The sequence below is a fragment of the uncultured Agrobacterium sp. genome, assembly GCF_913777885.1.
Taxonomy (GTDB): domain Bacteria; phylum Pseudomonadota; class Alphaproteobacteria; order Rhizobiales; family Rhizobiaceae; genus Agrobacterium.
Genome location: NZ_CAJYTV010000026.1, coordinates 47,675 through 69,929, shown reverse-complemented (window position 1 = coordinate 69,929; position 22,255 = coordinate 47,675). Strand labels below are relative to the sequence as shown.

The 22,255-nt window shown below is 59.7% G+C and carries 19 protein-coding genes and 3 pseudogenes; 3 read left to right on the top strand and 19 right to left on the bottom strand.

Annotated elements, in window-relative coordinates; translation table 11 throughout:
* Nucleotides 1–946, top strand: a 946-nt coding sequence (locus QZ869_RS21435; protein WP_296107253.1) for a LysR family transcriptional regulator, incomplete at its 5' end; no start/stop codon positions are given.
* Between the two features lie 372 nt (nt 947–1,318).
* Here the strand turns inward: QZ869_RS21435 and QZ869_RS21430 are convergent.
* A complete protein-coding gene (locus tag QZ869_RS21430; protein ID WP_296107250.1) occupies nt 1,319–2,083 on the bottom strand; it encodes an SDR family oxidoreductase in 765 nt (254 codons plus the stop codon).
* Between the two features lie 37 nt (nt 2,084–2,120).
* The gene (locus QZ869_RS21425; protein WP_296107247.1) at nt 2,121–2,915 is read right to left on the bottom strand and encodes an SDR family oxidoreductase; all 795 of its coding nucleotides are present in this window, start codon (nt 2,913–2,915) and stop codon (nt 2,121–2,123) included.
* A gap of 123 nt (nt 2,916–3,038) precedes the next feature.
* Between QZ869_RS21425 and QZ869_RS21420 the strand changes: the two genes are divergently transcribed.
* On the top strand, nt 3,039–3,980 hold the full coding sequence (locus QZ869_RS21420) for a GlxA family transcriptional regulator (RefSeq protein WP_296107245.1): 942 nt from the start codon (nt 3,039–3,041) through the stop codon (nt 3,978–3,980).
* Between the two features lie 206 nt (nt 3,981–4,186).
* Here QZ869_RS21420 and QZ869_RS21415 read toward each other — a convergent pair whose 3' ends face one another.
* The 3 genes and pseudogenes from QZ869_RS21415 to QZ869_RS21410 form a co-directional block, all read right to left on the bottom strand.
* Nucleotides 4,187–6,202, bottom strand: a complete 2,016-nt coding sequence (locus QZ869_RS21415) for a diguanylate cyclase (RefSeq protein ID WP_296107243.1) — start codon at nt 6,200–6,202, stop codon at nt 4,187–4,189.
* A 518-nt stretch (nt 6,203–6,720) separates the two neighbouring features.
* Nucleotides 6,721–6,807, bottom strand: a pseudogene (locus QZ869_RS21825) (type II toxin-antitoxin system mRNA interferase toxin, RelE/StbE family); the annotation flags it as partial.
* A pseudogene (locus tag QZ869_RS21410) lies at nt 6,804–6,971 on the bottom strand (type II toxin-antitoxin system RelB/DinJ family antitoxin); the annotation flags it as partial. The pseudogenes QZ869_RS21825 and QZ869_RS21410, both read right to left, overlap by 4 nt.
* Between QZ869_RS21410 and QZ869_RS21405 the strand changes: the two are divergent.
* Nucleotides 6,961–7,191, top strand: a pseudogene (locus tag QZ869_RS21405) (FMN reductase); the annotation flags it as partial. The pseudogenes QZ869_RS21410 and QZ869_RS21405 sit on opposite strands and share 11 nt — an antisense overlap.
* 275 nt (nt 7,192–7,466) lie before the next feature.
* Here QZ869_RS21405 and QZ869_RS21400 read toward each other — a convergent pair.
* The 14 genes from QZ869_RS21400 to QZ869_RS21335 form a co-directional block, all read right to left on the bottom strand.
* Nucleotides 7,467–8,561: a GSU2403 family nucleotidyltransferase fold protein gene (locus tag QZ869_RS21400; protein ID WP_296107255.1), complete on the bottom strand. Its 1,095-nt coding sequence runs from the start codon at nt 8,559–8,561 to the stop codon at nt 7,467–7,469.
* Between the two features lie 185 nt (nt 8,562–8,746).
* Nucleotides 8,747–9,043 (bottom strand): putative quinol monooxygenase, encoded by a 297-nt coding sequence (locus QZ869_RS21395; RefSeq protein ID WP_296107238.1) that lies wholly within the window; start codon nt 9,041–9,043, stop codon nt 8,747–8,749.
* Nucleotides 9,044–9,108: 65 nt separating this feature from the next.
* Nucleotides 9,109–10,230, bottom strand: coding sequence for a substrate-binding domain-containing protein (locus QZ869_RS21390; protein ID WP_296107235.1), 1,122 nt, complete (start codon nt 10,228–10,230; stop codon nt 9,109–9,111).
* A gap of 56 nt (nt 10,231–10,286) precedes the next feature.
* Complete coding sequence (locus QZ869_RS21385) at nt 10,287–11,228, bottom strand: ABC transporter permease (protein WP_296107232.1); 942 nt, start codon at nt 11,226–11,228, stop codon at nt 10,287–10,289.
* An 11-nt stretch (nt 11,229–11,239) separates the two neighbouring features.
* Nucleotides 11,240–12,184, bottom strand: a complete 945-nt coding sequence (locus QZ869_RS21380; protein ID WP_296037476.1) for an ABC transporter permease — start codon at nt 12,182–12,184, stop codon at nt 11,240–11,242.
* The gene (locus QZ869_RS21375; RefSeq protein ID WP_296107229.1) at nt 12,181–13,707 is read right to left on the bottom strand and encodes a sugar ABC transporter ATP-binding protein; all 1,527 of its coding nucleotides are present in this window, start codon (nt 13,705–13,707) and stop codon (nt 12,181–12,183) included. Before QZ869_RS21375 ends, QZ869_RS21380 begins: the two co-directional genes overlap by 4 nt.
* A 41-nt stretch (nt 13,708–13,748) precedes the next feature.
* Nucleotides 13,749–15,182 carry an aldehyde dehydrogenase family protein gene (locus tag QZ869_RS21370; RefSeq protein ID WP_296037470.1) on the bottom strand — a complete coding sequence of 478 codons (1,434 nt, stop codon included), beginning with the start codon at nt 15,180–15,182 and terminating at the stop codon, nt 13,749–13,751.
* A 40-nt stretch (nt 15,183–15,222) separates the two neighbouring features.
* Nucleotides 15,223–16,047 carry an amidohydrolase gene (locus tag QZ869_RS21365; RefSeq protein ID WP_296107226.1) on the bottom strand — a complete coding sequence of 275 codons (825 nt, stop codon included), beginning with the start codon at nt 16,045–16,047 and terminating at the stop codon, nt 15,223–15,225.
* A gap of 28 nt (nt 16,048–16,075) precedes the next feature.
* Nucleotides 16,076–16,498, bottom strand: coding sequence for an RbsD/FucU domain-containing protein (locus QZ869_RS21360; protein ID WP_296037467.1), 423 nt, complete (start codon nt 16,496–16,498; stop codon nt 16,076–16,078).
* A 50-nt stretch (nt 16,499–16,548) separates the two neighbouring features.
* Nucleotides 16,549–17,586 carry an aldo/keto reductase gene (locus tag QZ869_RS21355; protein WP_296107224.1) on the bottom strand — a complete coding sequence of 346 codons (1,038 nt, stop codon included), beginning with the start codon at nt 17,584–17,586 and terminating at the stop codon, nt 16,549–16,551.
* 14 nt (nt 17,587–17,600) lie between these two features.
* On the bottom strand, nt 17,601–18,590 hold the full coding sequence (locus QZ869_RS21350; RefSeq protein ID WP_296098075.1) for an ABC transporter permease: 990 nt from the start codon (nt 18,588–18,590) through the stop codon (nt 17,601–17,603).
* 11 nt (nt 18,591–18,601) lie between these two features.
* Complete coding sequence (locus tag QZ869_RS21345) at nt 18,602–19,582, bottom strand: ABC transporter permease (RefSeq protein ID WP_296037458.1); 981 nt, start codon at nt 19,580–19,582, stop codon at nt 18,602–18,604.
* Nucleotides 19,579–21,084, bottom strand: coding sequence for a sugar ABC transporter ATP-binding protein (locus QZ869_RS21340; RefSeq protein WP_296037456.1), 1,506 nt, complete (start codon nt 21,082–21,084; stop codon nt 19,579–19,581). Before QZ869_RS21340 ends, QZ869_RS21345 begins: the two co-directional genes overlap by 4 nt.
* A 95-nt stretch (nt 21,085–21,179) precedes the next feature.
* On the bottom strand, nt 21,180–22,220 hold the full coding sequence (locus QZ869_RS21335) for a sugar ABC transporter substrate-binding protein (protein WP_296037453.1): 1,041 nt from the start codon (nt 22,218–22,220) through the stop codon (nt 21,180–21,182).
* Nucleotides 22,221–22,255 lie beyond the last annotated feature (35 nt).

Here is a 22,255-nt window from a genome sequence, read left to right as displayed (position 1 = left end):
CACCGTTATACGCAATGATGAGATAATTCGAACAGTGGGCTTGCTCCCTCCTGGCGAGCTAGCGGCCTTCCTTGCCGTCGCCGAGCACGGAGGTTTTCGCGCTGCGTCCCGAGTTCTGGGCCAGACGCCGTCGGCACTAAGTCACGCAGTCGCCGGACTGGAGAAGCGTCTCAAGGTAAAGCTCTTCCACCGTTCGACGCGGAACGTATCGCTGACTGAACCGGGCCGAAGGCTTGCAGAGCGGCTTTTGCCCGCGATCGGGGAAATAGGACTGGCCGTTGAGGAACTGCACGAACAGGCCGCCTCGCCGTCCGAGCTTGTTCGGATCAACTGCGACGCCAACGCCGCCGAGCAAGTGCTGATGCCGCTGCTGACCCGCTTCATGAAGCTGCAGCCGGCAATGCGGTTTGAGATCCGGTCCGAGGGAAGACTGGTCGATATCGCTGAAGGAGGTTTCGACTGCGGCATCCGCGCGGCCGAACTGGTTCCTGGAGAGATGGTTGCCATCCCGATCGGTCCGGAACAGCAGCATATCGTCGTGGCGTCGCCCGCCTATCTCGACAATGCGCCACCCGTGGAGAGTCCGTCCGACCTAGCACTTCACCAATGCGTCCAACTCCGCTTGGCGGGCGGGTCGATCTATCGCTGGGAGTTTCAGCGCCGCGCCGAGGAGGTCGTCGTATCGACGACCGGAAACCTGGTCGTTGACCAGTCCAGACTTCTTCTCGCGGCGGCACTGGACGGTTGCGGGCTTGCCTATGTGACGCGGTGGATGGCGGCTGACGCACTCTCCGACGGGAGACTTAGGCAGGTGCTAGCGGAGTGGACGCCGCCCTATCCTGGCCTCTGCCTTTACTATCCGAGACACCGCCATATCGGAGCGGGAATGCGCAAATTTCTCGACTTCCTGAGGAAGGCAACGGACATACACGCCAAAAATGGTTGAAATATCACACAGTTCATCTCGGGGAACATGTCGGCTTACGTATATTATAACCCGCTTACGAGCGCCGACCCACAACCGCCGTCAAATCCGACATGCGTGACCGCCGTTGGGGACCTATCGTCGGACATTCAGAAATTCGCCTCCTAAATCCCGAAAACAGTGGTGTCTACGGTGCTAGGCCCTTTTCCTCCATGTTCTGGGGCAACAGAAACAAACCTGTCTCAACCAGTTCAGTTCGAAAAGACAATACAATGGCCCTCAAGGATATGTTGGCCAAGTAATTTTTTAGACGGCGGCATTTTTCTGTGAAGTCATGCCTGACCGACAGATTTTGGCCGATGTCGATCGGATCAAGCGACATCGGCCTTTTTTTCAGGCACCGACGGGGATCGGGTTATCGACGATGCTGCGATTGAACGCTTCAAAGAAGCCATGTTCTTTCGCGCCCGGATTGTCGCGCAGGGGCTTGATGGCGTCGACGATCACTTCGGGCGCATCCGTGCCAAGCGCGGCGAGCGTCTGCTCGATAAAATCTGGTAGCGGCATGGCGCGCGGATCACCGCTTTTGTATATCAGATCGGTGTCCACCCATGGCGGAGCGATTTCCTGCACGCGAACGCTGGTGTCGCGAAGCTGAAAACGCTGCGACAGGGCGAACGAATGGAGTGCCGCCTTCGTCGCCGAATAGATCGCATTTGTAGCGATCGGAACGAAGGCAAGCACGCTGCTAGTGTACAACACGGTTGCCTCTGGCCTCGTCTTCAGATGTTCGATCAGCACCGAGGTCACACGGATGGGTCCGAGCAGGTTGGTGGCGATCAGGTCCTGCGCGACGGCGTCGTCAACCGGGCCAGAAACATCGTCAAAGGGCATGAAGCCGGCATTGTTGAACACCACATTGAGGTCGGGATAGCTTTCGATCAGTTGCCGCGCGGCGGACTGGATGCTGTCGAGGCTAGACACATCTAGCGTGATCGCCGCCATGCCGGGGTTGGCTGAGGTCACTTCGTCCAGCAACGCGGTACGCCGCCCGGAGATGATCACCTTGTTGCCGAGGCGATGGAGAGCTTCCGCAAGGCCGCGTCCGATACCGCTCGTGCCGCCGGTGATGAAGATGGTATTGCCAGTTAGTTTCATAGGATCAATCCTTCATTCTGGAGAGGGTTCGACGCGTTCAGGCTGCCGTCGTGAAGCGCGGGGCCGGCCGGGTGTCGGAGAGCTGTGGGCCGAGGGCGAGACGTGCCGCCTCATAGGCGTTCCACAAATCGATATCCCGAAGCGCGGGGATTGTGCTGGTTTCGCCCTGATCGAGCCCGGCAAGCGCGGCATCGACCATGTCTTCCGCCTGCATCACGATTTCGGCGGGAAGATGCTCGACCGGCAGGCCGCCGAGAGCCCAGAAATCGGTCCGTGTCGCGCCGGGCAGAACAGCCTGGGCGCGGATGCCGCGGCCTGAAAGTTCGTGGTTGAGCGAAGTTGTGAACGCCTGGACGAAAGCCTTTGTCCCGCCGTAGACGCCGTTGAGCAGTTCCGGCGCAACCGCCACGATCGAGGCGATATTGATCACCGTGCCGCCGCCGCGCGCTACGAAGCCGGGCACTGCCGCGTAGGTCAGGCGCATCAAGGCGGTCACGTTGAGGCGCACCATTGCTTCCATGCGATCGACATCGCTTTCCAGCAGCATCGTGTGGGTGCCAATACCGGCATTGTTGACCAGCGCCGTGATGCTGGCGTCTTCGCGCAGCACCTTCTCAACGCCCGCAAGATCGGCGACGTTGCCCAGATCGGCGGCAAGCACTTCGACGGCACGGTTCGTCTTGTCCGAGATCGCCGAGGCAAGCATCTGAAGCTTGTCCCTGTTACGGGCAACGAGGATCAGGTCGTAGCCGCGCGCGGCAAGACGGTCGGCATAAATCGCGCCGATGCCGGTGGAGGCGCCGGTGATGAGTGCAGTTCCCTTGGTGGTCATCGGTCTGTTCCTTGTTTGTGGAGAAAGCGCCATCGCCTTCGACAAGGACGTTATGGACCAAATGACATTTGTCCGATATGACGTATAAACTACGTTTTTCGGACATAGAGTTTGGAGGGCCGAATGCCTCACGTTTCCATGGTACTGACGCCGGGCTTCCAGTTTCTGGCGCTCGGCGTGCAAGCGGCTTTCGAGCTGGCCAATGTGTTGAGGGATGAAACTTATTACACCCTTTCGATCACCTCGGTCGAAGGCGGACCTGTCATGTCATCCAGCGGTTTTTCCGTGCCAACGACCAGGCTCGACGATGTGGGACAGGTGGATACGCTGCTTCTTCTCGCGGGTCTCGTCCCCCCTCCGCAGCAGGATGAGGCGACTCTTGCGACGTTACGCGATTTGGCCAAGGGATCGCGACGGGTCGCGGGGCTCTGCACCGGATCGTTTCTGCTGGGGCAGATGGGCTTTCTCGACGGTCGGCGCGCCACCACCCACTGGTCCTATGCCAAGGAGATGCGCAGGGCCTTTCCAAATGTGCGGGTTGAGGACGACCGCATCTTCATCAACGAGGGACCGGTCTGGACATCGGCCGGCCTGACTGCGGGCCTGGACCTAGCCGTGGCATTGATCGAGAAAGATCTGGGACGTGACGTGGCAAGCGCTATCGCCCGAAGACTTGTAATGCATCATCGCCGCGCCGGCGGCCAGACGCAGCATTCTGAATTGCTTCAACTTTCACCCAGCAGTGACCGCATTCAAAAGACGTTGATCCATGCGAAGACCCATCTCGCCAACCCTTTGACCGTGGAGGAACTGGCCGAGGTTGCGGCCCTCTCGCCTCGCCAGTTCAGCCGGGCGTTCCATGCGGAAACCGGCCAGACGCCCGCCAAGGCCGTCGAGCAAATCCGCCTTGAGGCCGCTCGCCTTATGATCGAGGAGACCCGTCATCCCATGGAGAAGATTGCGCAGGAAAGCGGTTTCGTTGATTTAAGGCGAATGCGCGATGCATTCATGCGCCAATACGGACAACCGCCGCAGACGATCCGGCGGCTGGCAAAAGCCGACTGAGAATAGCTGCGGAGGTGAAGCTCTTGAAAGGAATCGAACCACAAAACTCTGATCCGACCCGAAGGGCTCCTCTTCACCACGTCTACGACACTCGCTTCACTCCAGTTGAATGAAATCTATAGATGCGGTCGGCCCGGCCAAGCTGGTCGTAGCTGCAGCAATTGACTTGGCTTTCTAAATGTTTCATCTGAAGAGCCGTGGTCAGGCTAAGCCGATGTCAGTTCCATTTTGATCGTCTCGGCCATCATGCTCATGACCGTCGCAGAAACCCGATCGCGACCAGTGGCTTTTGCTATGTACAATGCCTGATCGGCAGATTGAAACAGTGCCTCCTGTCCAGCTTCGCCTAGAGCAGTGGTGACACCGAGGCTGATCGTGATGTGCCCTTGCTCATGTCCGGTGTGGGTTATGTTCAATGATGACACAGCTGCCCTGATGACCTCCGCACAGTGTAGAGCACCGGAGGCGTCGGTGTTCGGCAGGAGCACGCAGAATTCCTCGCCTCCATACCGGGCGCAGCTATCGGCTGGTCGGCGAATAGCGCCGGAAATTGCAGAGGCAATCTCCTTCAGGCAACGATCGCCTTCCACGTGGCCATACACGTCGTTAAACGCCTTAAAATGATCGACGTCGATGAGAATGACTGAAAGTGGTGTGCCCTCTCTCGCGCTCCGCGTCGCCTCAAATTCAATAAGGCGGTTGAGCTCGCGACGATTGTTAATGCCGGTCAGCTCGTCAGTTATCGCCAATCTGGAGAGTTGTTGATTGACAGTTTCCAGCTCAGCTTCAATCGCCTTTCTCTTGGAGATATTGCGCATTGTGAAGACCAAGCCACTTTCGTCAAACATCCTTCGCCCGCTTACCTCAACCCACAGAAGCTTTCCATCTTTTCGGATGACACGGTACTGCTCCGAGCCACCGCTGGCGTTGTCACGCGTCCGTCGGAACAGCTCTCGCACACGCTCGCGATCTTCCTCAAAGACCAGGTCTAAGGGGGCACCGCCGATCAATTCATTCGGCTCATAGCCTAAAACGTCACGGGACGCGCCGGATACGAAGGTGCGGCGGCCAGCAAGATCAACTGCTGTGATCATATCGGCGGTGTTTTCAGCAACGAGTCGAAAGCGGCGCTCGACGTCTTGGGCCGCTCGCAGCTTTGCTGCCGTTTCATTCAAGCTTGTCGCAAGACTGCGAAACTCTTGCGCCTGCCAGTCCTCCATTACCACTCGGCTAGAAAACTCACCCTCACCAAGGCGCTCAGATTTTTGAACCAGCCTCATAAGTGGTCTAAGTTGTGTGTAATAGGCAATAAATGCAGACAGTAAAATCGCGGTGATGAGCGCAACGACAGCGAGGATAATTGACCAACTTGCTCTTCCCTGAACCGCCGCGAATGCATCGGCCTCAGGCTGGCCCAAGGAGACTGTCAGTGAGCTTCCTGTCGCGTCAGCAACCGGCGCAAAGCCAAAGAAGCGATGAACATTGTCAAAGCCAACTGAGAACGTGGTGCCGCCTCTAGGCTGATCCGCGATGGCCTTAATAAGTGGGTGGTTGGAAAATTCGGTTCCAAACGGAACGATTGCTGGCCAGCGGACGAGAACCCGCTGATTGGAAGGCTCGATTAAAGCTACGGTGTGGTTCGTTTCTCCTGCGATAGCTTGAGCGATGTTGTAGAACGCGTCGAGATTGAGTGCACCGAATATAGAAAGCTGTTCGCCGCTCGACGTCGCAGGGAGACGCATCGCGACCGCAACTGTCGGCTTCTTACTGATCGGTCCTATCATAAAACGCCCGACAAGTAGCTCGTCAGGACCGGCCTGTGCAATGCGCAACGCGAGGTCCATATCGCCAAACTGACCTTCCGTCCCCGCTTTGTTGTGGCAAACAATCTTACCCGTCGCGTCTAGCACGCCCATGGTTATGAACATTGGCTGGCCAGCTAAAACCTTCTGGATGAAACTGTCGCAGCGGAGGCGGTCGCTTGCCTGCAGGAGCGGCATGCCTCTAAGGGTGCCTAGGACCACCTTGGCATCCCGGAAAACTCGAGAGAATTTTGCAGCACCGAGTTCTGCATCGAGTGCCACGTTGCGCCGGGTGGCTTTATCCGCCTCGCTGTAGGAGAAAATAATGCCCGCAGCGATCAGCGCCAGAAATGGCGTAATGGTCGCAGTGATCAACGCCACCATGCGCGAACGCACGCCCATAGTATTTAGTATCGACATTCCTCGCCTCGAGCAGAGCCTCAAATTCGTCTATGGTAACACCATCGAGTCAACGAACGGCTAAAATGTTATTCTGGCAGCGATGTTAGCTTGCGTCGAATGCTGCCTTTGTTGGGACATTTCTCGCCGCGGTGCTTGCTTGCCTTCACAAACCGGGAAGCCTACTCCTTTCACATCAATGATCATTCGCATCACTGTTTCTCTAAAGGCTTGTTGAGTACCGACCCCTTGTGAACTTGTGCCTGACAGCACTGTATTGGCTGATGCAACTTGAGGGTCCCGCTGTTGGGGAATGGCTGGACCTCCTGCCACCGGAAATAGGGTGAGTGTAAGGGTGTCTGCTCAAGCCAGCGCTCCACGGGATTTGATTACCATATCGCCGGAACCGCTAAAGAACCTGGCCGTAGACGCAATCAAGACGGGCTGATATCAAGCCGAAGAGGTCGTTGTGAATTTTTCTTCAGGGCATGCCCATGAACGATCGTATTAAGAATGTATCAATCGACGCTTTGCTGCGGTATGGCTGCTGCAGGATTGTCTGCCTCGATGTATGTGAAAATAGCGTCGCGATCCGACAACGCAAACGCAGACCAAGTCAGTTTCATGTTTTTGGCAAACCAGCTTTAAGACGGGCCGCCGCTCGACGTGTGGCAAAGTGCGCCTCGACCTCGTCATCCGATAAATCCGGTCTAGTATCGTTCAATGCTTCTAGTACCTTGGTCCGAAACCAAGCATCGTGTGCTTCACTGCCAGAAAGAAGCTCAACCGGTGGAGGGGACCGCCACTCATTGATGGTGGAGCATCAACTCCGGCCCCTCTTCGCTGTCTTCGAGGCTTTCGTAACTCCGACGGCCATCTATGCGTCAAGCCGGGATTTCGTAGAGGGTGTACCCTCCCCCGGCGTCAGCGCGCGTGTGGATCAGGCCGTCGATGAGGCCAGTCTGCTTGTTCAACGCCGCTCGGTAACGACTCCGGTGGCCGCTGAGTAGGTCACTGACTTTTCAATCGGCTGACGACAGTTACAAAAAGCCCAGCGAAACTTACAACGTCATACAGGTTGAAGCAGGCCAAAGAACCGCACGGGCTAAGCCTTGTCGGCATGTCACCTCTTGGGGCCTGCCCCAATCGCAGACACGGTTCGTAGATTTTGGGTTCGCCTATCTCAGACGTTTTTAAGCTCGTGAGCGTAATCGGACTCTCGGCACCCTATTTGTCTGAGCGACGTCCAACGAGATCAGCAGCTTGGCATTCAATTCAAGTACATCTATTCGCCAAACGGAAGTTCAATTTCTTCGCGATTTTTCTTTGCGCCGTCGATTAGGACCGTTTTGAACCGGTCTGCATCTGGTGCTGGCAGCATCCCCGCTCCAATTCGGATAGCGTCCTGCCACGCAGGGCCGCGCTGCAATGCTTCGTTGTAGACGAGAGCCAAGTCGGCGGATCGCCTGGTCTGCTGCAGCGCCTCAAAAAGCAGCGCGGCCTGGCGAATGTCCTTCTCGCGCTTCGCTGGCCCTTGCCCGTCAGTGTGCCGACGGCTGGCGACGATGAGCTTATGGACCGCATACCGAGCCGGATCAGGGACAACGACTGGGATGCCGCTTCGGTGGAGCAGGATTGTCCTTACCGGTTCCCTGATGAGAAAGTCGAGAAAGCGTAGTGGATCCGCGCTGGCACCGCCAAGAGCAGGCATCTTCGCCGGCTGATCGACGTAGTCGTCCGAGCCACGGTTCGATGTCAGGAACTCAACCCTGTAGCCGTCGGCATTCTGAAACGCTGACGCGGCCCCTGATCCCGATCTATGTGGAACGGGCCGGAAACTGGCGTCGACGCCCTGCAGCAACTCCACGATCGGAGGCAGACTATCTTCAACCTCTCGACTGATGGCATAATCCTGAGCGATGTCCGCATCTCCGGTCAGTATGGCAGCCATTGGAAGGCGCACGCCCAGCAGCCCTGAATAGCATTGAAAGGCCACCGTGCCGATGAGAACGCCACGGAGTCGAAAGAGCCCCCCATCGGCAAGAGCTTCGACAATGTCGCCCGACATGGCGTCGGGGGAAATCATCCCACCTTCGCGGGTCAGGGTATTTACCAACCGCCTGCGAGCGCGTAGGTCGTCCTTGTCTCGCTTATGATCAGATACGCGTTGTGTTATATCCGGATCGTCAGCAGGACCAACATAGCGACGTTTTGTACTACCGTGTCCATCCGGGATGTCGAAATACCAATACTTGCGTCCCTTGATGTTCGCGGGCGTAAATCGACCCTCTGGAGGGAAATCAGCCGTCCAAGCGGCGTCGAGCGAGCGCTGACCTAGCTCGGCGAGCATAGTCTGGTACATGAGGTCGACGGATTTCATAAGCTCGATTCCGGCGTTATACTGTTTTTCAAAAACAGTATAACGCTTGAAAGGATAGGTCGCAATACGGGACCGAGTTCTATACGCCTTGATGGGATATGAACCGTCGACGTTGCGGTCCAGCTCAGAAAGAAGCTGAACGCATTTCAAAATTACGACGCCAATCTGGCAATCGCCTGAAATTGTCAGGGCTCCAACACCGTTAGTTCAAATATCTGCGAGCTCTCGCGCATAACCTGCAGAACCTTGAACACTTCCGCGACATGCTTGGAAGCAACATGTGCGTCCAGTGCGGCTTGGCTTTCCCACTCCTCTGTGAAGACGAAGCGACGCAGATTTTCCCGATCCCTGTGAAGATTGTAGTAGGTCGCTCCCGCCTCGCCCCTGCTGGGAGTCACAAGCGTTTTCAGCAGGCGTTCGACTTCCGCCTCGTGGCCTGGCTTGGCAACAAAAATGGCGACTCCAGGGATGGCCTCGGTCATTGGATATTCCTTCATGCTCAACGGGAAAAGGCGGCCCGGATTTCCCGAGCCGCCGAAAGGTCACATCAGAAATTGAAGCTTGCAATATTATCCTTGGTGAAGACCTTCGGCGCACCGAGCAGGATCTCGCTCTTGTTGGCGATCTGCAGGTCGCCGAGCTTTCCGGCCTTGAAGGTCTTGTCGCCGGGCTTGAGGGTCCCGTCAGCCAGCGCCCGAAGCGCGGTCGCAGCGGCGTAGCCCATGTCGTCCGTGCTCCACAGAACGGCCGACTTGACGCAACCGCTTGTAATGTAGGGCTTCATGGCATTGGGCAGCGCCAAGCCGACGACCGAGACCTTGCCGCAGAGATTGTTCTGATGCACGGCTTCGGACGCTGCAGGCGTTGCCACGCTGGTCATGCCGACGATGCCATTGAGTTCGTCGCCGTACTTGTTGATCAGCGTCTGCGCCTGGTTGAAGGACAGGATGTTGTCTTCCTGAGCTTCGACGGTTTCCAGGAACTTGATCTTCGGATGGCACTTTGCGGCATAGGCGGACATTTCGCTGATCCAGCGCGCCTGGTTCGGCGTGGTAAAGGTCGAGGTGACGATAGCGAAACTGCCGTCTTCACCGATCTGCTGGGCCAGCTGGTCGATCAGCGTCTTGGCGACGCCGTTAGCCGTTGCCGGATTGATGAACCACTGGCGCGCATCGTGCTCGGCATCGGCGTCGTAGGTCACGACGTTGATGCCGGCGGCCAGCGCTTTTTGAAGGACAGGCGCGACCGCGACGGGATCGTTGGCCGAGAGCATGATGCCGTCGACGCCGCTGGTGATGTAGTTGTCGATGAAGGTGATCTGCTCGTCGATGTTGGCCTTGGTCGGACCATCGGTCGTCACGGTCATGTTGCCGATTTCCTTGGCGCTCGCCTGTGCGCCGGCAGCGCTGGACATGAAATAGCCGATGCCGACGAGCTTCGGCACGTCGACGACCTTCAAAGGCTTGCCCTTGCGGTCAGGCGCGCCAGTCGGGCTGCCGCCGTCATACTGGCCGGGATCGACGGATGCAGCCGTCGCATCGCAGGCCAGCGGGTTGGTCGGCGCTCCATCCCCGCCCGTCCAATCCGACTGCTGCGCATGGACTGCGAGCGGCAGCATGCTGGTGAGGCAAAATGCGCTGGCATGAAGTGCGGTGATAATCGATCGCATGAAAACTCCTCCTGTTTCAGATCGTTGTAGCCCCCGCGGGGTCGTACCCTTGGATGTCAGTCGTTCGAAAAGCGGCTGACGAAATTCGAGACGAGAACGGCCAGGATCAGCACCACGCCGATGACGACGATGGTGCCGTCGCCCTTAACGCCGGACAGCGACAGGCCGTTTTTCAGAACCTGGATCAGGATCAGCCCCAACAGCGACCCCAGGATCGACCCGCGCCCGCCGAAGATCGAAGTGCCTCCCAGCACCACCGCCGTGATGGCATCCAGCTCGAGGCCGGTGCCCATGTCGGAGCGGGTCGTCGAAACCCGGCTGACGAAGACGATGGCGGCAATGCTGGAAAGCAGACCGGAACTGGCGTAGATCCAGAGCTTGATCCGGGCGGCATCGACGCCCGAGTAGCGGGCTGCAGCCTCGTTGTTGCCGATCGCATAGATCTTTCGGCCGATGGCCGTGAAGCGCAGGACGAAGATGCCAATGCCGGCGCTGATGGCTAGAAGCCAGAGCTGCGTCGGGACGCCCAGCAGGTAACCCTGGCCTATGCTCAGGAACCAAGCCGGATAGCCGCGCACGGACTGCGCCTGGCTGATGCCTTCCGCGAGCCCGCGGTAGAGCGCAAGGGTGGCAAGGGTCGCGATCAGAGGCGGCACCCGGAACCGGGTGATGACGACGCCATTCGCGATGCCGCCGGCAACGCCGACGAGGATGGACAGGAAAGCGGCCAGCGGCAGCGGCACCCCTGCCTTCCAGAAGACACCCACCAGGATCGCCGAAAGACCGACGGTCGAACCGACGGACAGATCGATGCCACCGGTGATGATGACGAGGGTCATGGCGACCACGATCAGGCCAACCTCCGTCATCAGGCGACCCTGGTTCAGGAGATTGGCAGTCGTCAGGAAGCGATCGTTATAGAAGGACAGCGTCGCCATGACGCAGACGAGAATGATGAAAAGGATCGTCTCGTGACGATAGAGGAAGCGAAAATTCATGACTTTCTCCATCAACGTGAACGTTGGCGACGCGCCACGTCAGCGAGCACTGTCGCAAGGATCAGTGCCCCCTGCACCGCGCGGAGCCAGTAGGCCGAGACATTCAGAAAGATCAGCGACGAGCCAATCGTGGCAAACAGGATCGCGGCCAGCGTCGCACCTGTTACGGTACCGATGCCGCCCAGGATGGAGACGCCCCCGACGACAGCCGCCGATATGATCACCAGCTCGAGGCCATTGGGGACCGTGGACTGGATGACCTGCAGCTGGGTGGCAAAGAGAATGGCGGCTATGCCGGCGAAAACACCATGAATGGCAAACACCTTGACGGTCATGGCGCGGTGCGAAATGCCGACTGCCTCTGCCGCGTCAGGATTGCCGCCGACTGCATAGATAGCCCGGCCAAACGCTGTTGTCCGCATGGCAAAGGCGACCAGCAGCGTGAGGATCACCATGAAGAGAATTGGCGAGGGGATGCCCATCAGTTTAAACTGGGCCAGCTGGAAGGCAGGCGGGAGGCCGGAGATCCAGGCGCCACCGGTGACGGTGATCAGCAGCCCCCGCAGGATGGAGAGCATCCCTAGCGTCGCGATGATGGAGGGGACCCGCATATAGCCTATGAGGATACCGAGGGCGGTGTTGATCAGGCATCCGACGGCAATCGGCGCCAGCCAAGAAAACCAGACCGGGTAGCCATGGGTCACCAGAAGCCCGGAAATCGTCGCCAGCACGCCGATCAGCGCGCCGATAGACACATCGATATGGCCGGAAATGATCACCAGAGACATGCCTATGGCGGCAACCGCGATATATGCATTGCCGACAAAGATGGTGGAGAGGTTGTTGGACGCCATGAATCGCGGGTTGTTGAGGCCGACCAAAGCCAGCAGCGAGACGACCGCGACGGCCAGAAGAACCTCCTGGTTGAAAATCCTGGCGAGTGAAAGACGCTTCATGCGGCATGTCCCCTCATCATTGCAGCACCTACGGTTTCGGGCGTCGCCTCATTGCGATCGATAATCGCCACCATGCGATGGGCGTTCATCACCACGATCCGGTCGCTCATGCCGATCACCTCGGGGAGTTCGCTTGAAATCATGACAATCGCCATGCCCTCGCGGGCCAGCTGCACCATGAGTTTGTGGATTTCGGATTTGGCGCCGACGTCGACGCCGCGCGTCGGTTCGTCGAGGATGAGGACCTTCGGCTTGCTTGCCAGCCATTTGGCGATGACGACCTTCTGCTGGTTGCCGCCGGAGAGTTCACCGACGACCTGCGATGGGCCCCGCGTCCGCACGGCAAATCTTGCGATCGCATCGCTCGCCAGCGAATGCTCCTTGCGCGTATCGACCAGCCAGCCATTGGTCAGCTTGTCGATGACGGTGATGGCGATGTTGTCGCGGATGGTCTGCTTCTTTACCAAGCCATGCTGGGCCCGATCCTCCGGCACGTAGGCGATGCCGTTGTCGATCGCCTGCCTGACACTCCCGACAGTCACCGGCTGCCCGTCGATCCTGATCACGCCGGATGACGCCGGGGAGATGCCGAAGACGGTTTCGGCAAGCTCGGTCCGACCGGAGCCGACCAGTCCGGCAATTCCGAGTATCTCGCCGGCCCGCACATTAAAGCTGACATTCTCGACGCGACCCGTACAGGATAGCCCCTCCAGTTCCAGCACCGACGCACCAAAAGGCACGGTTTCCTTCGGAAACAGCTGGCTGATCTCGCGACCGACCATGGCCGAAACCAGGCTTGCTTCCGTGACCTCAGCGATCGGCTTGGAGGCCACAGTTTTGCCGTCGCGGAGAACCGTGACACGGTCCGATATACGGAAAACCTCGTCCATGCGGTGGCTGACATATACAATCCCGACGCCATCCTTCTGCAGCGCACGCACCACATCCAGCAGCCGCACTACATCGGCCTCGGCAAGGGCTGCCGTCGGCTCATCCATGACCAGCACACGGGCATTGCGCGACAGCGCACGAGCGATCTCGACGCGCTGCCGGTTGGCAACTGAAAGGGTTTCGACCCGGGCGTCGATGTCGAGTTCAGGGCAATCGAGTCTGGCAAGCAGTGCTTTTGCACGGTCGCGCATGGCGCGCCGATCCAGCAGCCCCAGGGCCGTCTTCGGCGCGTGGCCGAGGAAGATGTTTTCCGTCACTGTCAGCGCCGGAAACAGCAATAGCTCCTGATGCACCACCGATATGCCGGCCACCTGGGCGGCACGTGGTTGGCCGAAGCGCGTGATCTCCCCGTCCAGCAGCACATCGCCGGCACTCGGCTGGTGGGCGCCGGACATGATGCGGATCATCGTCGATTTTCCGGCACCGTTCTCGCCCATGAGAGCATGGACCTCACCGGCACGGACGTCGAAATCGACGCCCTTCAGCACCGAGACCGGGCCGAACGATTTCTCTATGCCGCGCAGGGCCAGGATAGGTGGATCCGATGCACCAGTGTCCGTTTTCGATTGCATTTTCCTTAACTCCTCCCGGGGCAGCATGACGTCTCCGCGCCTCAGGCGAGGGTGTAGGCAGTCTTTACGGTGGTGAAGAACTCGCTGGCATAGCGACCCTGCTCGCGCGAGCCGAAGGAGGAGCCTTTGCGGCCACCGAAGGGCACGTGGAAATCGACGCCTGCCGTCGGCAGGTTCACCATCACCATCCCGGCCTCGGAATTGCGCTTGAAGTGCGTCGCATGTTTTAGGCTGGTGGTTGCGATGCCCGCCGACAGGCCGAAGGACGTGTCGTTCGCCGTGGCCAGCGCTTCGTCGTAATCCTTGACACGGATGACCGCTGCAACGGGACCGAAGATCTCCTCGCGGGAGATACGCATCGTGCTCGTGGCTTCGGTGAACAGTGTCGGCTGAAGGTAGAAGCCGGGCGTGTCGCGGCTGAGGACCTCGCCCCCGAATGCCAGTTTTGCACCCTCCTGCTTGCCGATGGCGATGTAATCCAGATCGGTCTTCAGTTGCTTCTCGTCGACGACGGGCCCGATATGGGTGCCCGCTTTCATCGCGTTGTCGACATTCAGTCCTTTCAGCCGTTCGGTCAGCGCCGCGACGAACCTGTCATGGATACCTTCGGTGACGATCAGGCGGGAAGAGGCCGTGCAGCGCTGGCCCGTCGAGAAAAAGGCGGAATTGGCGGCGGCCTCGACGGCGACCGTCAGGTCCGCATCATCGAGCACCACCATCGGGTTCTTGCCGCCCATCTCCAGCTGGTACTTGCGGTTATGCTCGACGGAAGCAAGTGCAACACGTTTGCCCGTTCCGACGGAGCCGGTGAAGGTTATCCCCGACAGGACAGGGCTATCCAGCATGGCCTGTCCAACGACGGAACCCTTGCCCATGACTAGGTTAAGCACGCCCTTCGGCAGGCCGGCCCGATGGAGAATATCGACGATAGCCCATGAGCAACCGGGAACGAGATCGGCGGGTTTGAAAACAATGGTGTTGCCGTAGCAGAGTGCTGGGGCGATCTTCCAGGCCGGGATCGCGATCGGAAAATTCCAGGGCGTGATGATGCCGATGACGCCGAGCGGATCGCGCGTGATCTCCACGCCGATGTTCGGGCGAACCGACGGCAGGACCTCGCCCGCCAGACGCAGCGCCTCGCCTGCGAAAAAGTCAAATATCTGCGCAGCGCGGATGGTTTCGCCGATTGCCTCAGGAAGCGTCTTGCCTTCCTCGCGCGCCAGCAGGGCAGCGAGCTCCTCCTTGCGGGCCAGGATTTCGTCGCTGGCTTTCCTGAGAATGGCGTGGCGCTCGAGTATGCCGGAGCGGGACCAGGCCGGAAAGGCTGCCTTTGCCGCCGAGATGGCATTGGCCACGTCATCCGCCGTGGCGGCGGCATAGATGCCGACAACCTCGTTGGTATCGGATGGGTTGATATTGTTGGTGCCGGCTGCGCCATTCCACTCGCCGGCGATCAGGTTCTGATGAATTGTCATTGTTTCTCTCGATGTAAGGTTCGACAACGCGCGTGAAGTTTCAGACGCCGTAGAAGTGCGCCGCGTTCTTTTCGAAGATGGTCTCAAGCTCGGCCGGGCCGAAATGTGCTTGCAGCAGGGTCCGCGCCAGATTGCAGACCTCGGCATGGCTCGCCGCCAGAAGGCAGACCGGCCAATCGCTGCCGAACATCAGCCTTTCCGGGCCGAAGATATCAGCGACATGGTCGATGTAGGGCTGGAAATCGGCAGGCGCCCAGTCGGATGAGGCTTCCGTCACCATGCCGGAGATCTTGCAGGAGACATTCGGGAAAGCCGCGATCTCGCTGATATGCGACTTCCACGGTTCGATGGCGGAAGCGGCAATTTCCGGCTTCGAGATATGGTCAACCACGGCTTTGAGATTGGGCACCTGGCGCAACGCTTCCGCGACATGCGGCAGGTGGCGGGTAAAGGTCAGGATGTCAAACGGCACCCCGGCCGCTTCAACGGCCTTGAGGCTCCGCAGCACCTGAGGGCGTAGAATGAAGGCGTCGTCATCCAGCCCCTGCAGCATGGGCCTGATGCCGACAAACAGCGGATTGCGCCGATAGTGCGCAAGACGGCTTTCGAAACCATCCGCATCCATATCCAGCCAGCCGACGACGCCGGCAATGAAATCCGTCTTTGCCGCAAGGTCCAGAAGGAAATCCGTTTCCGCTTCCGTCTCGGCCGCCTGCACCACGATGGTTCTCGTGATGCCGGCGCGCTTCATTTCGTGGCGCAGATCGTCCGGCATGAAATCGCGGTAGATGACACCGAGATCGGGCGTCATCCATCCGTAATCGCCCCGTTCGACCTTCCAGAAATGCTGATGGCTGTCGAGCATGGTCCCCTCCCCTCCCTTTCGGTCTGGTTTACGCGCGCACGACACCCTTCTTGAGGATGATGTTACCATAGAGCCGGCGTTCGCCGGAGGAGATGACGGCAAAAGCCGACTTGGTCCGATCGTAGAAATCGAAACGGTCAATCACGGCCAGTTCCAGTTTGCGGCCTTCCTGCGCTGCGATCACAGCCTCGAATTCCGAATACATCGCAGGCCGGTCGCCCGGTGCATCCATGACGCCCGCCGGCTGGTCGACGAAGTCGTCGAGCGGGAAGAGCGACAGCACGGCATCGAGAACGGCCGGTGCAGTCTGGCCGGGAATCTGGATCACGCGGTTGGTGACGGTGGCTGCCGGAAAGTTGCAATCGACGATCGCAATCTCGTCGCCATGCCCCATATCCGCAAGGATCTGCAACAGCGGGCCGGTGAGTAGCGGATTGAGCGTTTTCAGCATGGGAATACTCGCTTTCTAGTGGAAGTGAAGTTTTCGGCAGCCTGGTCGGATCAGCCGATAAGGCCCTCGGTCTCGAGCGCCCTCCAGAGTTCCTCCGGTATAGGCTGTTCGAACCACTCGACATTGGTGGTCACCTGGGCCGCCGTCTTTGCGCCGATGACAACGCAGGTGGTGGCCGGGTGGCGCATGGGGAACTGAAGTGCTGCGGCCGGAAGTGGCACGTCGTAGCCTGTGCAGATCTCCCTCAGACGGTCGGCACGGGCGATGACCTCTTCCGGCGCGTCGGCATAGTTGAACTTACGGCGTCCGGGCGTCGTGGAGGCGAGGATGCCGGAGTTGAAGACGCCTGCGATGACGAGTGCCATGCCGCGCTTCTGCGCCAGCGGAAGAAATTCGCGTGCCGCATCCTGATCGAGCAGCGTATAGCGACCCGCAAGCATGGAGCAATCGAGGTCGGCCTCATCAAGCGCATCGCGGATGACCTGCCACTCGTTGACGCCGAGGCCGAAGCCCTTGATGTCGCCGGCAGCCCGCAGTTCGGTCAGCGCCTTGAAGCCGCCGCCCTTGGTAAGTGCGCTCCAATGATGGTCATGCAGGTCCGCATGAGTCACTTGTCCTATGTCATGGACATAGAGAATATCGGGATTGGGGAAGCCGAGGCGCTGCTGGCTATCGTCGAAGCTGCGCATCACGCCGTCGTAGCTGTAGTCGAAGACTTCGCGAAACTGTAGGCCGTTGTACCAACCGGGATCGAGCGGGTTCTTTGGCGGCTCCGGCGGCAGCGCGCGTCCGGCCCGCTGCGTGGTCATCAGCCGGCCGACCTTGGTGCTGAGCGCGAAGTTTCGCTCGCCCTCCATCTTTTCGCGCAGGACCTGGCCGACCAGATGCTCGGAGCGGCCATTGCCGTACATGGGCGCCGTATCGAAATAGCGGATGCCGGCTTCCCAGGCAGCAGTCAACATGGCGACGGCATCGGCCGTTGCCACCGGGGCGTAGAGGCCGCCAAGCGGTGCGCTACCGACACCGAGTGCCGTCACGCTGAGGCCCGTGTTGCCGACCTTGCGCAGTTCAGTGATTTTGCTGTTCATGATCAGACCTTCATTCAGATATGTGCGCGGTTCTTGCGCCGGGCCCAGACGACGATGGCGACGCCGACCAAGAGCAGTGCGCCGCGAACGATCTGTCGCTGGGAATCCGTCCAGCCAAGCAGGGCGGCGCCGCTGAGAAGCGAAGCTAGCAGCGCCACGCCGGCGATCGTCCCGATGACATTCGGCTTGCCGAATTTCAGCGCCATGCCGCCGAGCAGCACCGCGGTTAAGCCGTCGATAAAATACGAGCTGCCGATGTATGGCTGGCCTGAGGATAGATCCGCCGTGAGCAGGATGCCGGCGATCGAGGAGAGCACGCCGGAAAGGATGTAGAGCAGGAAGAGAATACGGTTTACCGGAATGCCCGCTTCGGACACCGCTGCGCGGTTCTGCTCCATAGCGTAGAGATAGTGGCCGAACGTCAGGTGTTCCTGAAGGTAATAGGCCAGCGCATAAAGCAGGATGACGATGATCGTCAGGACCGGCACGATGCCGATATTGGCATGCAGCAGCGCGCCGACAAAACCGGTTGAGGACAGCGAGATGGATGTGCCGAGACCAATTGCCGCGGCGATCGATCCCGCCAGGCCTCCGGTCGCGATGGTGCTGACCAACGCCGGCAGCCGGAAGATGGCAACCAGGCCGCCATTGATCACGCCGAAGACAATACCGGCGGCAAGCCCTGCGAGCGATGCGACGGGCCAGCCGTATCCGTGGCTGGCAAGGCCGGCAACGATCATGTTGGCGAGCGCCGCCACTGACATGAAGCTGACGTCGATCTCGCCGGCTGCGATGATCCACGTCAGGGCCAGGAACATGATCGCAGCGATGCTGGCCGAGCGCAGCATGTCGTTGATATTGCCGGCGCTGACAAAGGTCGGACGTAGCCATGCAAAAGCAATGAAGGTGATGGCGAGCAAGAAAAACAGCCCGTAGCGCACGAAGAAGGTCTGGTAGTCAAAGCCCGGGCGCTGGCTTCTGATGTTTTCGGACAATGCGGTCATCCCGTATCTCCTCAGCGAGCCGGCCGACTGGAAAACAGCCCGCCGATGAAAGACGTGAGTTTTGGATCGAACATTCCGATGGCGACGATCAGCACGGTGCTGACGATGGCATCGCTGTAGTAGTAGGGGATGGCAAGCAAGGTGAAGCCGTTCAGCATCGCCGACATCAGCAGGGTTCCGGCCAGCGTTGCCGGGATCGAAGGCGCCCCGAAAAGGGCCGCACCCAGGTAGACGGCCGCAAACGCCGGCATCAGCAGCTGGCTGCCGGCCGTCACGTTGGCGGCACCGGAAGATGCGACCAGCAAGGTGATTGCGAGACAGGCCATGGCCCCACAGAGTGCGAACGCCGCGAGCACATAGGCCTTGACCCTGACGCCGGAAAAGACTGCGGAAAGCTTGTTCTCACCGGTCGCGTAAAAGGCACGGCCGAAGCGCGAGGCGTGCAGCACGACGAAGGCGATGATTCCAGCGATCAGCAGGATGACGACCGGCATATCCAGCGTCATCACCTTCGCATCGTTGAGATCAAGAATGCCCGAGCCGAAGAAGTTGTCGGAAAGCGACGTGCCGTTGCTGTAGAAATAGGAGAGGCCGACCGAGACGCCGCCGGTGGCAATCGTCGTGACGATATCCGGGAGACGGAAATAGGAGATGGCCGTGCCGTTGATCAGGCCGACGAGAAGGCCAACGGCAATGCCGCCGCCGATGCTCTGGTAAAGACTGTAGTCATTGGCAAGAAGCCAGCCGATCGTCATGGCGCCGAGCGATGCAATGCCTGGGAACGACAGATCGAAATGGCGCACGACGATGACGAAGGTGAGACCAATCGCCGTGAGGCCGTTGACGGACATGTGGCGCAGCAGCGCATGTAGATTGCCATTGCTGAGATAGGACGGCGCGAAGGACTGGAACACGCCTGCAATGATGGCCAGCAGCACGACGAACGCACCGAGCCGGAGAACGACAGGAGGCACCTTGAACTCCTCTTTCATGATCTTACTCCCATGATGCCGGCGGCAAGAAGCTGGTCGCGGGACGGCGTGTCTGCTGACGTCGCAGGCTGGCCCTTGTAGAGCGCGATCGTTCTGTCGGCGACGCCGTAGACCTCGTCGCAGTCCGATGAGATGACGAGCACAGCCGCCTTCTGCGAAAGCTCGCGCATCAGCCCATAGAGCGTCGCGCGCGCGCCGATATCGACGCCGACGGTGGGCTCGACGAAGATGTAGATCTCGCTGTCGCGATAGAGACCCTTGGCAATGACGATCTTTTGCTGGTTGCCCCCGGAGAAGGCGCTGGCCGGACGATCGAGCTTCAGCGGTTGCAGCGCGACCTTCCTTGCCAGTTCTTCGGCGATCGCCTTGTTACGACCGAGCTTGAGCAGGCCACCGATCCAGGACGCCTTACCGAGATGGGCAAGCGTGGTGTTGAAGACCACGTCCTTCGTCATCGTCAGACCTTCGGTGCGCCGATCGCCGGGAACGAGAAAAATGCCCCGACGCAGCGCATCGTGGGGGTCTTTCAGCACGACAGGCTTGCCCTTGATGGTCATCGAACCGCCATCGGGGCGGATGACGCCGAACAGCGCCTTCGACAATTCGTCGGCACCGGATCCGATCAGCCCGAAAATGCCCAGTATCTCGCCACGCCGCAGGGTGAAGCTGACATCGGAGAAGAGGCCGCGCTTTTCGAGACCCTCCACTGTCATCATGACTTCACCCCCGGCCCGGTCATCCCTGGGAGGGAATATGGCCCCGCTCTTCTGGTCCAGCATCAGATCGGGAATGGAGACGGCATTGGAACGCGCCTCGGCAATCGTCATCGTCGCCACATTGCGGCCACCGCGAAAGACGGTGAAGCGATCGGCGATCTCGAAGACTTCCTCGAGGCGGTGCGTGATATAGATGATGGCGATGCCGGCCGCCTTCAGCGTCCGCATCAGCTGGAACAGCGACGCCTTCTCGCGCTCGGTCAGCGTCGAGGTCGGCTCGTCTAGGATGAGAATGCGGATGTCCTCGCGGCGCAGCGCATGCAGGATCGCGACGATTTCGCGATCGACGGCAGCCATTTCACCGACGCGGGCATCGAGGTCGATCTCGATGGGAAAGCGCTTCAACAGCTTCTGCGCAGCCATTTGCATGGCCTTGCGGTCGATACGACCCGTCAACCCGGCCCGCTTCGATTCCTGGCCGAGATAGATGTTCTCGACCCCGGTGAAGTCGCCCACCAGTTCGGGATGCTGCTGGACGGATGCGATACCGCAATCGATGGCCGCAGCCGGGCTGCCGAGCTCGACGCTCTGGCCACCGATCTCGATGACGCCTGAATCCTTCTTGTAGACCCCCGAGAGGATCTTGATCAGCGTCGACTTGCCAGCACCGTTGACGCCGAGCAAGGCGTGGATCTCGCCGACCTCAAGATCGAAGCTGACGGCATCGAGTGCTTTGACGACCCCGAAGCGCTTTTCGATAGCGCGCATGCTGATTACATTTGCCATTGTCTCGTCCCAACAGTCTGCAGGCGCGGCGAATGCCGCTGCCTGCTTTCCTCCGAAAAACGCGCCGGTACCGGGCCGGCGCACTTCGTTCTGCCTTACAGCGCGCGCGACCAGCCGAGCTTGATGGCTTCGCCCGGCTTGTCGTAGGTGTCAGGAATAGAAGGCAGGCTCTTCAGGCTCTCCTGTGTCACCGCGTAGCTGGGCGTGATGACGAAGCGGGGAGCCTTGCGGCCGGCGATGACCTCATGGGCATAGAAGGCGTTCATGTAGGCCATTTCGTAGAAGCTCTGAGCCATGGTGAGGGCGAAGGGTGAGCCGGCCTTGATATATTCGAACGACTGCCTGCCACCGTCGATACCGGTGATGAAGACATCGCGGCGGGCAGCACGGATGGCGAGAGTGCCTTCAGAGGCAGCGCCGTCCCACGCGCACCAGACGGCGTTCAGGTCTGCATTGGCCGTCAGGATGTTGTCGACGACCTGGCGAGGCGTGGTCGTGCCGCCCAGCGCAAAGGCGATTTCCGAAACGATCTTGATGTCAGGAAAGCGGGCGAAAACCGACTTGGCTCCCAGCGTCCGCTGATCCCAGGATTCGTTGGACGGCAAGCTGACCAGCGCGACGCTGCCCTTGCCGTTCAGGCGCTTGGCGATGTATTCCGCGCCGGCGGCACCGAGACCGAAATTGTTCGACATGGCGGTCGAGGTGACCGTGGTGTTCGGAACGTAGCTGTCGCCACAGAAGATCGGGATACCGGAGGCAACGGCCGCCTGCACCGCAGGCGAGATCGCAGAAGCGTCGGCCGGGGTGATGAAGATGGCCGCGGGCTTGGACGCCACGAAGGCGGCGATCTGGTCGGCCTGCTTCTTGATGTCGTAATTGGCGTCGGCGATCGTCAACTTGCCGCCAAGCCGCTCGACGGCGTCCTTGTAGCCGTTGACGATGTGACGCCCCGATTCCCAGACGGTCCAGCCGAGCGAAGCACAAAACTGCAGGTCTGCGGCCTGGGCGAACTTCGGCTTCGACAGCGCCGCCGCCACGGTCAGGGCAGCACCGGCGCTCAACACGCCGCGGCGCGTCAGCTTCAGGGACGACAGGTAGGATGCCTGATCATTGGTTTCATTTTCAAATTCGGACATTGATTTGATCCTCCCGATCGATGGCCGGAACAGCC

Bases quoted from the DNA above. Each gene is read 5' to 3' on its own strand.
- QZ869_RS21430 (WP_296107250.1), bottom strand. From the start codon at position 2,083: ATGAAACTAACTGGCAATACCATCTTCATCACCGGCGGCACGAGCGGT.
- QZ869_RS21425 (WP_296107247.1), bottom strand. From the start codon at position 2,915: ATGACCACCAAGGGAACTGCACTCATCACCGGCGCCTCCACCGGCATC.
- QZ869_RS21420 (WP_296107245.1), top strand. From the start codon at position 3,039: ATGCCTCACGTTTCCATGGTACTGACGCCGGGCTTCCAGTTTCTGGCG.
- QZ869_RS21415 (WP_296107243.1), bottom strand. From the start codon at position 6,202: ATGTCGATACTAAATACTATGGGCGTGCGTTCGCGCATGGTGGCGTTG.
- QZ869_RS21400 (WP_296107255.1), bottom strand. From the start codon at position 8,561: ATGAAATCCGTCGACCTCATGTACCAGACTATGCTCGCCGAGCTAGGT.
- QZ869_RS21395 (WP_296107238.1), bottom strand. From the start codon at position 9,043: ATGACCGAGGCCATCCCTGGAGTCGCCATTTTTGTTGCCAAGCCAGGC.
- QZ869_RS21390 (WP_296107235.1), bottom strand. From the start codon at position 10,230: ATGCGATCGATTATCACCGCACTTCATGCCAGCGCATTTTGCCTCACC.
- QZ869_RS21385 (WP_296107232.1), bottom strand. From the start codon at position 11,228: ATGAATTTTCGCTTCCTCTATCGTCACGAGACGATCCTTTTCATCATT.
- QZ869_RS21380 (WP_296037476.1), bottom strand. From the start codon at position 12,184: ATGAAGCGTCTTTCACTCGCCAGGATTTTCAACCAGGAGGTTCTTCTG.
- QZ869_RS21375 (WP_296107229.1), bottom strand. From the start codon at position 13,707: ATGCAATCGAAAACGGACACTGGTGCATCGGATCCACCTATCCTGGCC.
- QZ869_RS21370 (WP_296037470.1), bottom strand. From the start codon at position 15,182: ATGACAATTCATCAGAACCTGATCGCCGGCGAGTGGAATGGCGCAGCC.
- QZ869_RS21365 (WP_296107226.1), bottom strand. From the start codon at position 16,047: ATGCTCGACAGCCATCAGCATTTCTGGAAGGTCGAACGGGGCGATTAC.
- QZ869_RS21360 (WP_296037467.1), bottom strand. From the start codon at position 16,498: ATGCTGAAAACGCTCAATCCGCTACTCACCGGCCCGCTGTTGCAGATC.
- QZ869_RS21355 (WP_296107224.1), bottom strand. From the start codon at position 17,586: ATGAACAGCAAAATCACTGAACTGCGCAAGGTCGGCAACACGGGCCTC.
- QZ869_RS21350 (WP_296098075.1), bottom strand. From the start codon at position 18,590: ATGACCGCATTGTCCGAAAACATCAGAAGCCAGCGCCCGGGCTTTGAC.
- QZ869_RS21345 (WP_296037458.1), bottom strand. From the start codon at position 19,582: ATGAAAGAGGAGTTCAAGGTGCCTCCTGTCGTTCTCCGGCTCGGTGCG.
- QZ869_RS21340 (WP_296037456.1), bottom strand. From the start codon at position 21,084: ATGGCAAATGTAATCAGCATGCGCGCTATCGAAAAGCGCTTCGGGGTC.
- QZ869_RS21335 (WP_296037453.1), bottom strand. From the start codon at position 22,220: ATGTCCGAATTTGAAAATGAAACCAATGATCAGGCATCCTACCTGTCG.